Below are 13877 nucleotides of genomic sequence, written 5' to 3'. Positions count from 1 at the left end.
GTTATGGATAAGAAAAAAATAGAAAAAGCTGTAAGAGATATTTTAGCTGCTGTCGGGGATGATCCTGACAGAGAAGATCTTAAGAAGACCCCTCAGAGAGTGGCTCAGATGTATGAGGAGATTCTATCCGGCATAGGTAAGGATCCCGCTAAAGAGCTGGAGGTATTTTTAGAGCATAGCCATCAGGAGATAGTCCTGGTTAAGGACATTGCTCTCTATTCTATTTGCGAGCATCACTTGCTTCCTTTTGTGGGTAAAGCCCATGTCGCCTATATACCTAAAGGCAATCGGGTGACAGGTTTGAGTAAGATTGTAAGGGTAGTTGATATTCTTGCAAAACGTTTACAGGTTCAAGAGAGACTGACTACTCAGGTGGCTGAAGTAATAATGAAAAAACTTAAGCCCCAGGGCTGCATGGTAGTTATTGAAGCCGAACATCAATGTATGAGCATGAGAGGGGTTAAAAAGCCGGGAACTACAACTGTTACATCGGCTGTGCGGGGTATTTTTAAAGATAATCAGAAGACAAGGTCTGAGGCTTTGGATTTAATTTTAAGATGAAAGAATATTCTATTTTCCTATTAGAGCCTGATGCATTGCTCCGGGAAGCTTTCTTAGGAGTACTTGAAGATAAGGGTTATCCAGTATATTCGTTTGCAAATCCTTGGGAGTCATTCTCTTTTATAAAAAAGATAAAATTTCAGATAGCTGTTATTGATTCTGAATTACAGGGGTTCAATAGAGAAGAATTAATAAGAGAGATCAATAATGTACATCCTCTAGCATCAATAATAGTTTTAACTTCTGAGCCGGAAAGGGAAGAGTTGATCTCTTTTCTAAATCATGATGTTGCATCTATTCTCTTAAAGCCGGTAAACATGGCAGAGCTTGATGAGGCTTTGAGGAAGGCTGTAGTTAAGTTCAAGAAGAATAGCGAAGTTCAAGATCTGAAAGCAGAGCTAGAGAAAACAGAAGAAGAGAGGGAGCAGCTTGAGATATCTTTAAAGAACACAGCTTCTCGCCTTCCCTTTGCTCTGTTGTCCCGCTCTATGGTGCATGAATTTAAGAATATACTTACTACAATAAATATTTCAGCTAATTTCATAAAAAAGAGCATTGCGGCCAGTAGTGCAAAGATAGATAAACATTTTTCTCTTATTGAGAGTTCCATTCAGTCTGCTGACGGTCTATTACTTAGGCTTTTGGGTATAAGTAAAAAAAGAGAAGAGAGGTTTGATTTAAAAGATTTTGTTGATACGACCATTGAGATGTTAGATCCGGAGCTGAATAGATCAGGGGTAAGAGTAGTAAAAAACTTTGACTTAAGAATTCCGGATCTGATTTTAGACTCTTCTCAGCTTAGGCAGGTTATGATAAATATAATCCTCAACGCTAAAGAGGCAATGGTTGGCGGTGGGCAGCTGACTATAAAAGCGTATATAGAAGAAGATAAGAATAGTTCTGTGGTCATAGATATATCCGATACAGGCCCGGGTATTTCAGACTCTGAAATGGATAATCTGTTTTTGCTTAACTATACGACAAAAGAAGAAGGCAATGGTATAGGGTTATATATATCCAAGAAGATAATTAAAAGTATGGGCGGCAGCATTAAAGTGGAATCTGTTTTGGGTAAAGGTTGCAGCTTTAAAATTATATTACCCTTAAAAGAGAAGATAGAAGATATCTCAAAGGCTCTTAGATGAAGGTACCTAAAGGCAGAATCTTATTGGCAGATGATGACAGGGGGCTGCTGGATAGTATATCTGACTTCTTAAGTCTTGAAGATTTTGACGTTGAAACAGTTAATGAGGGTCAAAAAGCTCTTAGTGCTATCAAAGACGGTAATTTTGATCTTGTGATAACAGACATAAAGATGCCCGGCTTAAGCGGTTTAGAAGTTTTGAAAAAAGCCCGGGAGATAGATCCAGAGCTGCCTATTATGATAATGACAGGGTTCGCGTCCCTAGAGACAGCAATTGAAGCAGTGAGAGACGGGGCCTATGAATATATGACAAAGCCGTTTGATATGGAGAAGTTTTTAAATGTTGTGACCCGGGCTGTTAAGCAGAGAAAACTTGCTACAGAGAATAAAGAGCTGCTCAATAATCTGGTTGATTTGGATAGGCAGCTTGAATCCAGGCTTAATCAAATATTTGCTTTAGGAGAAGTGACCAAGGTTATCACTAATATCTCTGATTTGGATATAGCGCTTGAAGCTGTAGTTAATATGTCTTCTGAAATTACAGGAGCGAAAAATATAGCTTTACTTTTGCTGGATGACTCTACATCTGAGATGGTTGTGCAGATGTTTAAAGGCTTTGATGAAAAGGCTTTGAGTAGATTGAGGATAAAGAGCGGAGAAGGTGTCTTTGGTCTTGTAGCTCAAAAAAGAATCCCTTTAAGAAAGTCTGACCTTAAAGTAGAGAACATTGTCTTAAATAAAAAAGAGTTAGATATTCTTAATGACGGTGATTTTATCTGTCTGCCTATTAATTATAGAGAGAGCATTTTTGGGATATTGGTTTTAAGTAATTTTGCACCAGAGCATTTAGTCAGTGACGATGAGATTCGCATCTTATCTATTTTGAGCCATCAGGCTTCTATCGTAATCAATAATTCACTTCTGTACCAAAGGCTGCAGAGCAAGTACTTGGGAACACTTGAAGTTCTGGTGGCAGCTTTAGAGGCTAAATGCAAAAATACTAGGGGTCATTCTCAGCGGGTAAGTTTTTATGCGAGAGATTTTGCTAAGTTTTTAGGCTTACCCCAAAAAGAGATTATGGTTTTGGAGAAGGCCTGCTCTATTCACGATATAGGTAAGATTGTCATTCCCGAGAATATTTTAGCAAAACCTGATAAGTTAACAGAGGTAGAGATGAACCACATGAAGATGCATCCCGCTAAAGGCGTGGATATTTTAATACCTTTGGGCATAATGAAAGAGATGATACCAGTGGTGAAGTATCACCATGAAAAATATAATGGCAACGGCTATCCGAGTGCTCTTAGGTCTTTGGAGATACCGTTTGAAGCCCGCCTAGTCTCGATTGTAGATGCTTTTGATGCTATGACATCATTACGCTCTTATCGCGGTAGAATTTTCAGCAAGAGCGAGGCTTTAAACGAGATAGAGATTAATCTAAGCACTCAATTTGACCCTGAGTTGGGACATAAGTTTTTAAAATTCTCACCCGATACCTTAGATTGCTGTAATTATTAAGAGAGTTTGTTCTATATTTGCCGAGTATAGGATTGTCGACCTAATAGTGATGAGTCTTAAAAAATATATACTTACAGGGGTATTTTTATTTTTAGTGAGCAATGCTTTCTCCGCAACAGAGGAAGAGAGGTTCAAAGATTGGATTATAGGCTGCAATTATGACTATTTCAAATATGGCGTGGATGAGTTCAGCGGATTTCCCTACGATCATATATCAATTCAAAACGATAATTCTTTTAAATACGGTAAATATACCAGTCCTTCTATTATAGGTTTCTGGATGGTTCTTTTGGCCGATATTATAAAAGGAGATCTGGTTTTAAATAATTTTAGCAGGGAGGATGCCGGGAGAGCTCTTCTTAAAACAATAGTATCTATCAAGAAGGCTCCGAAATGGAAAGGGCTTCTATATTGGTATGATTTAAAAAAAGGGATAAAAGCGGCAGAGGATAGAGTTATATCAAGTTATGATAATGGTAATTTTACTCTAGCTCTTATGGTTGTCTCCGGAGCCTTTTCAGATTCTAAGAGTGCTTGGCAGAGAAGAATTAAAAAAGAAGTAGACTCTATGCTTTTAAGTCAGCGTGCTGGATGGGAGGAGTTATATGATAGAGAGACTGGACTTCTTTATGGAGTCTATAGATACGGTCCTCTGCCCTATCTCTGGTTGGATAGGTTCTATACTGAATCCAGAATCGCCGCTCTTGCTTCTTTAATCTTAACTGACCTACCTCAAGATCTATGGAATAATCTTTTAAGGAAGGAAAACTGTCCTAGGGGCAGCTACACTTTAAGCAATGGCCGGGAGGTTGAGTTTTTTAAACCTTGGCAAGGTGCTTTTCAAGCTTGGCTGCCGTTATTATTTATACCAGAGACGGAGCTCTCTTGCGGTTTAAAAGAAGCGCATTTCAATTATGCTGCTATTCAAATAGATTATGCTTTAAATTCTAAAGTGCCATTGCTCCGTTCTGCTGCAGCAGATCCTCAAGGCAAAGACGGAGAGTATTGCTATGAACCGGCCCTAGGTGTATTTGATGCAAGTGAAGGTTGGGTTAGATCTGACATAGCTGCTCCTCATGCTACAGCCTTACTTTATACTATAGATAAGAAGGCAAGTCTGGATTTATTTAAGAAAACCCTGGAAAAATTTCCTCAGATTTTAGGCCCTCTAGGTTTCTACGATTCAATATCTGAAGAAGGTAAAGTTGCAAAGGTCTATCTGGCTTTTGATCAGTTACAGCTGCTGCTCTCTTTTCTCTCCGAAGTGAATCAAGGTTATCTCTTATCATATTTAGAAGATGTTTCAGAAAGCGCTTTATTAAGACAGCTCTATTCTAATATTCAGTTCTAATATCATATTCCAAGAGCCATCTTTGCTCCCAGGAGCAAGAGTACTATTCCAAAAATCCTGCCCAGAGCTTCCTGAGGCATAGAGACTGCTATCTTAGCACCGATTAGTCCTCCGATTAAAAATCCAATGCATATTAGAGCTGCAACTTTAAGATCTACATGTCCGGATTTAAAATATGTCCAGGCTGCAAGCAGTCCAATAGGTAGAACCATAAGAGCAAGGGTTGTACCCTGAGCCAGATGTTGATTGAATTTCAGAAAATATATCAAGGCAGGGATGATAATCGTTGCACCTCCTATGCCTAAAACCCCGCTCAATATTCCGCCTCCTAAGCCGATCAAACTGCAGATTAAGAAAAGACCCATCAAACACCTCCTTATTTAGATGGTGAGATAAGATTGAAATTTAACTTAGTTTATTATATGCTATATCTATGCTGCTTAAAAGTTTAGAAATTTATGGATTTAAGTCTTTTGCAGAAAAAACCATTCTTGAGTTTGAACCAGGTGTTACTGCAATTGTAGGGCCCAATGGTTGCGGCAAATCTAATATAGTCGATGCTATGAAATGGGTCTTAGGTGAGCAGAGTGCAAAGGAGCTTAGAGGCGGCTCTATGGAAGATGTAATATTTAACGGGACTGAGCTTGCTGATAAGGTCAATTTTGCGGAAGTCTCCTTAAAGATATCAAATGAAAGCGGCAAACTTCCTATAGATTTTAGTGAAGTTACTATATCCAGAAGATTGTTTAGAACAGGCGATAGTGATTATCTGATTAATATGGCTCCTGTTAGATTAAAAGATGTCCAGGATCTTATTGCTGGCACTGGAATAGGTACAAAAGCCTATTCTCTTATGGAGCAGGGTAAGATGGATCTTATAGTAAGTTCAAAACCTGATGAGAGAAGGTATGTATTTGAAGAGGCAAGCGGGATAACACGCTTTAAGAATAAAAAGAAAGAAGCTTTACGTAAATTAGAACATACAGAGAACAATCTCTTGCGTGTCTCTGACATTATTTCAGAGATTAGACGTCAGATATCCTCTCTAGAGAGGCAGGCGCGTAAGGCAGAGAATTATAAAATTGTTTATGAGGATATAAAAAGCAAGGAGCTTATCTTAGCTGCGGCTAAAATAAAAGCTTATAAGGGTTCAATCTCTTCTTTTTCGTCCAAGAAAAATATGTTTAATGAAGACTCCAGCAAGATGCAGAGACTCTTGGAATCTAAAGAGTCTTTGGCGAAGGCATTGAGAGGCGATATATCTGAATCTTCTGAGAAGATAGCTCAAGAAGAGAATATATTAAGGGATGCTTCTTCTAGGCAGCAGAGAAACAAAGAGAGGATAGAATGGAATAATCAGGTTATAGAAGAGATTAAAGAGAGAATAGATATATTAAGGCAGGAGCTTGAAGATATTGTAGTCAGGATCAATCTCTCTCAGAGCAAGATGACAGAGTTAAGAGGAGAGAGGGATTCTTTTGACCAAGAAGGCGAGGTCCTAGATCGGGGTATAGGCGATAAGAAGAGAGAGGTTGAAAGCATAGCTATAGAAGAGAGCGAGATTAAGGAAGAGATAGAGGGGGTAAAGTCCAAGATATTAGAATACAATTATGAGTTTACACAAAAGAACAACCTGCTTCTAGAGCTTGAAAGTGAACTTAAATCTCTTAGAATACGCATTGAGAGATTAAAAGAGAATCGCAGTGGTATAATCCTTACTTTAGAGGAGCAGAACTTTAAGCTGGAGAAATTAGAGCTAGAGCTTAGAGATAAGGATCAAGAGCTCGGTATCTTGAAAAATGAATTGGACGGCATCTTTAATGATAAGACTACCATTGAGAGAGGGAGAGAATCTTTAACGGCTGATAAAGTTAATTTAGAGAAAAAATCTGCCAACTACGAAGCCAGGCTCGATAGCTGGCTTGAAATCTATTCTAAAGGTTTAGGCTATTCCGAAGGGACTAAGGCTGTGGCAAATAGATTTCCAGATCTGGTATTGGGCAGGGTATCTGATATTATAAGAGTGGCTCCGGAATATGTAGATAGGGTAGAGCTTGCTTTTGGTGAAAAATTAAAGTCTATAGTTGTAAATGCGAGAGAGTCTGCTGTTGATATATTGAAGTATTGCAAAAGTGAAGGTTTCTCCGATATAGAAGTCGTAGTTCTTTCAGAGCTAAAATTTAAAGACTCTGAATACATCGAAGGGACATTTCCCATAGCTTATTTTATAGAACTTGATGCTGATAAAAAAGCCATCCTTTCGTTAGTTGCTGATGTGTTATATGTCGAAGATTCTGAGCGGGCTAGAGAATTAAGTTTTAATTACCCGGTTTATAGGTTTTTAGCTCAAGGCCATCTGGCTTTTCAGGGCCCAACTCTAGGTATAGGATTTGACCCTACTAAGGATTTAGGATTATTAGATAGGGATGGTAAGATAGGCAGACTTAAAGAAGAGATTGAGATACTCAAAAAGAGTCTAGAAGAAGTATCAGTTCGCATAGTAGAGTCAGAAAAAAAATATTCTCAGGTAACTGATAAGCTCTCTGATTTTGAAGTCAGAAAATCCGGATTAAACGATCATCTTATCGGTCTAAAGAAAACCTTAGAGTCAGGGCAGGCTAATAGAGAGAGACTATCTCAAGAGCAGGAAGTATTAAATTTAGATATAGAGGATATAGAAGCTCAACTTAGCAGCGATGCATCGCGCAGGGATAGATTGAAAACAGAGCTTAATGAGTCCGGGGCTAAAATCAAAAAGGACGAGGAGAGGTTATTATCTTTGCAGGATAGTCAGGCTAAGCTTATTGATAGGAAGCATGAGCTTTCTATAGGACTGGCTCAACTTGAGACCAAAGAGGCATCTTACATAGAGAGAAAACAGAAATACGACGATATATACAAATCTGTTGAGATAGAACTGCAGAATTTAAATATAGATAAGCAGAAGAGAGAGAATGAGCAGGTAGAGATTGGTATTAAGATAGGTCAGTTAGAAGATGAGGTATCTCGCCTTAGAGGTGAGAACGAAGACTTAAAGGTCAAGTTAGAGGAGGGCGCTGGAAGATTGACTCAAGATAAAAGTAAATATGAAGATTTAAAGTCCCAGTTTGAGAGAGAAGAGGATGAGCTTATAAAGTTAAGAAATGAATATGCTGCTTATAAAGATGAAGCTCACAGTCTGGATTTGAACATGAACGAAGAAGAGTATAGGATTAAAAGCATAAGAGAGAGACTTAATCAGGTCTATGGTATAACTGATATTCCAGATGAAGTTGAAGGTGAAGTAGAGATAGGGGCTGTAGAGGAAGAGTTAAAAGATCTTCAGGGAAAATTGGAAAGAATGGGTGAGGTCAATCTTGTTGCTATAGAGGAACATAAGAGCCTAAAAGAGCGTTCGATATTTCTTGAGAATCAAGAGAGAGATCTCCTGGAAGCGAAAGAGTCTCTGCAGGCTGCCATTAGAAAGATAAATAAGACTACGCGTGATATGTTTTCGGGAACATTTCAGCAAGTTAGAGCATCTTTTAAAGAGATCTTCCCGCGTCTATTTGGCGGCGGAGATGCAGATCTTGTTTTAGAAGAAGGTATAGATTGTCTTGAGGCTGGAATTGAAATATTGGCTAGACCTCCAGGCAAGAAACTCCAAGGTGTTAGCTTGCTTTCAGGCGGAGAGAAAGCGCTTACTGCTCTGTCATTGTTGTTTGCTATTTTTCAGTCTAAGCCTTCTCCGTTTTGTATTCTTGATGAGGTTGATGCTCCGCTAGATGAATCGAATATCGACAGATATAGAAAGATGCTAGAAGAGTTCTCTCGACTATCCCAGTTCTTGGTCATAACCCATAATAAGCGTACTATCTCAACAGCTGATATCATCTATGGTATAACTATGGAGAATACTGGAATATCAAAGATCGTGTCTGTAAAGTTTCACAAAACAGAAGAGTCGGTGGCAAGCTGTTAAACGCTACATCTTGACGCAGTCTGCCTTATCTGTTATTATTTTTCAGAGAATAATCAAGGAGGAATACTGTGGAAGATAAAGAGATTCTGGATGTTGATAGAGAGATTGAAGAAGGCAGATTATTTGCGATCTTTGCTTATATATCCTTTCTCTGTTTTGTACCTCTCTTTTTAAAAAAAGATAATAGATTTGCATTTTTTCATGCTAAGCAAGGGCTGATCATATTTATTGGTGAAGTTTTGGCGGCTGTTCTCTCTGTTGTACCTTTCTTTGGTACTATAGTTCAATTTTTGGCTATCTTGGTCTTCAGTGTAGCCTCTGTAATCGGGATAATCCAAGTTCTTATGGGCCAGTATTGGAAGATGCCCTATATATATCCAGTGGCTGAGAAAATCAATATCTGATTTAATATGAGACATATAGCATTAATAACTTGGGTTGGGATTCTACTCTTTGCTGGTGCAATAATAGTAAAGTTTCGAACCGTAGCAGCCGGAGATTACGAGATCTGGTTAGAGTTTGCCAATACTCTTCTCTTGATTTCAATAGCCGTCTCTCTTATCCATCTCCTCAGAAAATCTCAGTAGTTGTTTTGATACTCATTTTTTAAATAGCTAATTTATTAGCAAGAATTATTCTTTAAGGAGGCTCCCTATCTATATGACAGCATCTAGTGAGAAAGAGATCTATACTGGTAAAGCAGATAGTAAATTAAAAAATTATGAAGATTAATAATTTAGAGATTGAATTTAGAAATGAAGACATCACTACTTTAAGGGTTGATGCTATTATCAATCCTGCAAATACAGAGTTAGTCATGGGTGGAGGATTGGCTCTTACTATCAAAAGAAAAGCTGGAAATGAAATAGAGAGAGAGGCTCTTAGACTGGCTCCTATTGGCCTGGGTGACTCTGTAGTAACATCCGGAGGTCGGCTAAAATCAGATTGGGTAATACATTCAGCAACTATGAAGATGGATTTTAAAACAGACCAGGACATTATAAGGAGATCTTTCAATAGTGCTTTAAATCTTGCAAAAGAGAGAAGCTTTAAGAGTATTGCAGTGCCTGCCCTAGGTTGCGGTACAGGAGGATTTCCGCTTAAAAAAGCTGCCAAGATAATGGTTAATGAAATTTTAAGTCATACTCAAAAATGTAGTTCACTTAAGAGGATTATTTTTTCGTTTAAAACTAAGTCGGCATACGTAGAATTTAAAGAGAGTTTTTTATCTTATTATGGTTATCAATTAAGAAAACTAGCTCAGATTCCAATACCTACAGCAGATGCAATCATTCTTATAGAGGGCAGCAAGATTCTTCTTATAGAGAGGGAGAACTCTCCCTATGGCCTTGCTCTTCCTGGAGGATTCCTAGAGTATGGCGAATCTCTTGAAGATTGTATTAGGCGTGAAGTCCAAGAGGAGACCTCTTTAAGAGTGGTAGAATTAAGGCAGTTCTACACCTATTCGGCCGCAGAGAGAGACCCTAGGTTTCATACTGTAACCACAGTCTTTATAGTAGAGGCGGAAGGTTTACCTAAAGCAGGCAGTGATGCCAAAGCTATAAAGCAGTGCTTGTTAGATGAGATCCCCCCTAAAGAAGATTTTGCTTTTGATCATTGGCAGATATTACAAGATTGGCTTAAAACTCAATAAGAACAGTCTTTGAATAATTACTATCTAAAAACTTGACAAAAGTATTTTTTATGTTATAATTATATTAGAAGAGTGAGGATATGAAAATGAAAGACAAAAAGACATTATCGGGCAACGAAAACTCAAACAGCAAGTTCGAAGAGTTTTTTGAAGATTTTCAGGAATATGAACGAGATATCCTTGCCCACGAGGCAGAAGATGCCTTCCTTGATGCCTTTTCACGCTGGTTGAAGACAAAAGCCTTAAATGATAAGCTGGAAGCAATAAGAAAAGGAATGAAGTTTGAGGCTCTCGATCCTCAGTTTTCATTAGCTCTTATATTTCCTCTTAAGTAGTCCTTTTAAATTCTATCTTTTTATGTGAAAACCTACAATTTTACTTGCCGCACTTCTCTACGTTATGTTATATTTACTCCTATTAGTTATATTAAATAGGTGTAATAAAGCAGTGTATAATAAAGTTTGTCAGCTAGGGAGGTCTTAGAGAAACCTCTTGAACCAAAAGTTCTTTTAAGAGTAGTTGCTGAGAATATAGTTTAATTTTTGTTCTCTCTGAGGTTAAGGAGATAGTCTAAGGCCAAGGATAATAATAGTAGTATTTTATCCCGGCCTTATTCTAGACCGGTTATTTTTTTATAAGGAGGTTGAGATGGATAAAAGGCTTGGATTTGTAGGGATTATTTTAGAGGATAGAGAAGTGCAGGCTCAATCTGTCAACCAGGTGCTATCTGAATTTGCCGAGGCTATTGTTGGGCGCATAGGGTTGCCCTATAAAGAGAAGAGATGCTCTGTTATAACACTTATTGTAGATGCCACCACTGATGAATTTGGCGCTATAACGGGAAAGCTTGGCAAAATAGAAGGGGTCTCTGTCAAGTCTGCCCTAAGCAAAGAAAAGAGCACATGAAGACTACACCTAAATCTCTAAGACTTCAGATCGGAATATTTGGCCGTATGAATGTTGGAAAATCAAGTTTTCTAAATATGGTTAGCGGCCAGGATGTATCTATAACATCTGATCTCCCTGGAACAACGACTGATGTTGTTGAGAAAACCATGGAGCTTCTTCCTGTTGGCCCAGTTGTATTTTTGGATACAGCAGGTTTAGATGACAGCTCTTCTTTGGGCGAGAAGAGAGTGAAGAAGACAGAGAAGATATTTGATCGCTCAGAGATAATAGTTCTACTGGTAGAGGCTGATATTTGGAGCGATTATGAGCAGAGAATAATCAAAGAGGCTAAAAAGAGATCCAGGCCTGTTATCATAGTTGTAAATAAAATAGATATCAAACCTCCAACAGAGAAGTTTCTAAATTTAATAGCGGCCAAACGTGAAGAGTATCAGCTTATTGTCAGCACAGATTTAAAGAGCCGTGATAGTTATGTCAATCTCTTTAAGGAAAAAATATTAGAGTTATCTCCGGAAGATTTTCGCAACCCATCGCCTATAATAAGCGATCTAATGCCTAAGGGTGGAATTGCAGTTTTGATAATCCCCATTGACCTAGAGGCTCCTAAGGGAAGAATTATATTGCCTCAGGTTCAAACAATAAGGGATGCTCTAGACGGAGATCAGGCGGTTGTGGTTGTTAAAGAGAGTGAATACAAGCAAGTTTTGAATAGCCTCAAGAGAAAGCCGGATATAGTTGTCTGTGACTCTCAGGTTGTAGATTTTATGATTGAAAATACTCCGCCAGATATCAATGCTACGACTTTTTCTACTCTCTTTGCGCGCTATAAGGGGGATATAGCAGAGGAGATTAAAGGTGTCTTTATGGTGGATAAGATAGGGCCGGAAGACAAGGTGTTGATAGCTGAAGCATGTTCTCATCATCCAATAGAAGATGATATTGGAAGAGTAAAACTGCCTTGCTGGCTAAAAAATTATCTAGGTTTTGATCTTAAGTGGAATAGTACTGCCGGCAGAGACTACCCTGATAATCTCTGTGACTATAAGCTTATTATCCATTGTGGCGGTTGTATGATAACGCGGCATGAGATGCTTAGCCGCATTCAAGCGGCAATTGAAAAAAAGGTAGCCATTACTAATTATGGTATTGTTATATCTTATTTAAAAGGCGTATTAGAGCGGATTCTTTCGCCCATACCTGAAGCAAAAGAGTTGTTTAAGAAGTATAGAGAGGAGGCTAGAAATGAGAGTGCATAGTGATGACACCAAGAGTTGGATAGATAATAAAATTAAGAGAGATGAGGTAACTAAGTTTTTAAAAGACAACAAGGATTTTATAGATGATGAATTTATTGAGAATAAGATAACTGAAAATAAAAATGCTGATAAAAAGATCATAGAGGATATTATTGCAGAGTCTCTTGAGATTAAGACCCTATCTTTAGATCAGACTGCCTACCTTTTAAATGTAGAGGATGAAGATATTTGGGCCATGATGGAGGACGCTGCTTTAAAAGTAAAAAAGAGAGTCTATGATAATAGAATCGTCACTTTTGCACCACTCTATATGTCTAACTTATGCGTGAATGACTGCCTCTACTGCGGGTTTCGTAAATCCAATAATTTTGCTAAGCGTAGAGTTTTAACCAAAGAAGAGGTTATCAAAGAGACAGAGGTTTTAGCGGGTGAGATTGGTCATAAGAGACTGATAGCTGTCTATGGAGAGCACCCCAAGACTGATATAGACTACATGGAAGAGAGCATAGCTGCGATCTATAGTATTAAGGCTAAAACTAAACATGGATATGGATCCATACGGCGTGTCAATGTTAATGCGGCTCCTCTTTCAACCTCTGATTTAAAGAAGCTCCATGATGTTGGCATTGGAACCTATCAGGTTTTTCAGGAGACCTACCACCACCCTACTTATAGTAAGGTTCACCCCGAAGGTACTATCAAAGGTGATTATTCTTGGAGGCTGTATTGTTTGCACCGAGCGATGGAAGCAGGGATTGATGATGTCGGCTTGGGAGTATTATTCGGACTCTATGATTGGAAGTTTGAGGTTCTGGGCCTTCTTTCTCACACTTTGGATTTAGAGAGCAAATTTGGCATAGGAGCTCATACGATATCATTTCCACGGCTTGAGCCGGCCAAAGATACTCCTTTTATTGAGAGTTCAAACTATAAGGTCTCAGATCGGGATTTCAAGAAGCTGATTATCGTTATCCGTCTCGCTGTGCCTTATACAGGTATGATTATAACAGCCCGGGAGAGTGCTCAAATGAGACGTGATGCTTTAAGGCTTGGCATTACTCAGACCGATGCCTCAACTCGCATAGGAATAGGTGCTTATAGCGATTGCTATGCAGAGCAGGAAGGCAGCAGGCAGCAGTTCTATCTTGGAGATACTAGGTCTTTAGATGAGGTGATAAGAGAGTTTGCTCAGATGGGATATATCACATCTTTCTGTACTGCCGGTTATCGCTGCGGACGGACAGGAAAAAACATTATGCAGCTCCTAAGATCAGGCCAAGAGGGAAAGTTCTGCAAGCTTAATGCAGTTTTGACTTTTAGGGAGTGGCTGGATGATTTTGCCTCTGTCGAAACAAAAAAAACAGCACTACCAGTTATTGAAAAAGAGATCGAAGAGGTCAAGGCTCAGATGCCCAAAGTCTATGATGATTTTATATGTTATTATGAAAAAATAAGAGATGGTCAGAGAGATATCTATTTTTAAATTTAAAGATCTCAGTATTGAATTTAAAAGAATATTTCCT

13 protein-coding genes are annotated in these 13877 nt (G+C 38.5%); 12 read left to right on the top strand and 1 reads right to left on the bottom strand.

Annotated features, from left to right (window positions below; genetic code table 11):
- Positions 1-3 precede the first annotated feature (3 nt).
- From folE to P9X27_01135, 4 genes are read left to right on the top strand one after another with little or no spacing between them, the layout of a single operon-like run.
- Complete coding sequence (gene folE, locus P9X27_01150) at positions 4-561, top strand: GTP cyclohydrolase I FolE (GenBank protein MDP8252993.1); 558 nt, start codon at positions 4-6, stop codon at positions 559-561.
- Positions 558-1706: an ATP-binding protein gene (locus tag P9X27_01145; protein ID MDP8252992.1), complete on the top strand. Its 1149-nt coding sequence runs from the start codon at positions 558-560 to the stop codon at positions 1704-1706. Before folE ends, P9X27_01145 begins: the two co-directional genes overlap by 4 nt.
- Positions 1703-3223 carry a response regulator gene (locus P9X27_01140; protein MDP8252991.1) on the top strand — a complete coding sequence of 507 codons (1521 nt, stop codon included), beginning with the start codon at positions 1703-1705 and terminating at the stop codon, positions 3221-3223. Before P9X27_01145 ends, P9X27_01140 begins: the two co-directional genes overlap by 4 nt.
- Positions 3224-3272: 49 nt before the next feature.
- On the top strand, positions 3273-4574 hold the full coding sequence (locus tag P9X27_01135; GenBank protein MDP8252990.1) for a hypothetical protein: 1302 nt from the start codon (positions 3273-3275) through the stop codon (positions 4572-4574).
- Between the two features lie 2 nt (positions 4575-4576).
- Here the strand turns inward: P9X27_01135 and P9X27_01130 are convergent, their stop codons facing one another.
- Complete coding sequence (locus tag P9X27_01130) at positions 4577-4939, bottom strand: sulfite exporter TauE/SafE family protein (protein MDP8252989.1); 363 nt, start codon at positions 4937-4939, stop codon at positions 4577-4579.
- A 68-nt stretch (positions 4940-5007) separates the two neighbouring features.
- Between P9X27_01130 and smc the strand changes: the two genes are divergently transcribed.
- The 8 genes from smc to hydG all read left to right on the top strand — a co-directional run bounded on the left by smc (position 5008) and on the right by hydG (position 13837).
- A complete protein-coding gene (smc, locus tag P9X27_01125; protein MDP8252988.1) occupies positions 5008-8535 on the top strand; it encodes a chromosome segregation protein SMC in 3528 nt (1175 codons plus the stop codon).
- A 68-nt stretch (positions 8536-8603) separates the two neighbouring features.
- Positions 8604-8939: a hypothetical protein gene (locus P9X27_01120; protein ID MDP8252987.1), complete on the top strand. Its 336-nt coding sequence runs from the start codon at positions 8604-8606 to the stop codon at positions 8937-8939.
- A gap of 6 nt (positions 8940-8945) precedes the next feature.
- Complete coding sequence (locus P9X27_01115; protein MDP8252986.1) at positions 8946-9122, top strand: hypothetical protein; 177 nt, start codon at positions 8946-8948, stop codon at positions 9120-9122.
- Positions 9123-9256: 134 nt separating this feature from the next.
- Positions 9257-10189 carry a macro domain-containing protein gene (locus P9X27_01110; GenBank protein MDP8252985.1) on the top strand — a complete coding sequence of 311 codons (933 nt, stop codon included), beginning with the start codon at positions 9257-9259 and terminating at the stop codon, positions 10187-10189.
- Positions 10190-10275: 86 nt separating this feature from the next.
- Positions 10276-10524 (top strand): hypothetical protein, encoded by a 249-nt coding sequence (locus P9X27_01105; GenBank protein MDP8252984.1) that lies wholly within the window; start codon positions 10276-10278, stop codon positions 10522-10524.
- A 313-nt stretch (positions 10525-10837) separates the two neighbouring features.
- Entirely contained in the window at positions 10838-11095 is a 258-nt protein-coding gene (locus P9X27_01100; GenBank protein ID MDP8252983.1) for an iron-only hydrogenase system regulator, read from the top strand.
- On the top strand, positions 11092-12354 hold the full coding sequence (gene hydF, locus P9X27_01095; protein ID MDP8252982.1) for a [FeFe] hydrogenase H-cluster maturation GTPase HydF: 1263 nt from the start codon (positions 11092-11094) through the stop codon (positions 12352-12354). The genes P9X27_01100 and hydF overlap by 4 nt, the downstream gene beginning before the upstream one ends.
- The gene (hydG, locus tag P9X27_01090; protein MDP8252981.1) at positions 12341-13837 is read left to right on the top strand and encodes a [FeFe] hydrogenase H-cluster radical SAM maturase HydG; all 1497 of its coding nucleotides are present in this window, start codon (positions 12341-12343) and stop codon (positions 13835-13837) included. Before hydF ends, hydG begins: the two co-directional genes overlap by 14 nt.
- Positions 13838-13877 lie beyond the last annotated feature (40 nt).

The sequence above is a fragment of the Candidatus Kaelpia aquatica genome, from assembly GCA_030765335.1.
In the GTDB taxonomy this organism is placed as follows: domain Bacteria; phylum Omnitrophota; class Gorgyraeia; order Kaelpiales; family Kaelpiaceae; genus Kaelpia; species Kaelpia aquatica.
Note: the sequence above shows the minus strand (reverse complement) of the source record. Positions and strands in the feature narration are given on the sequence as shown.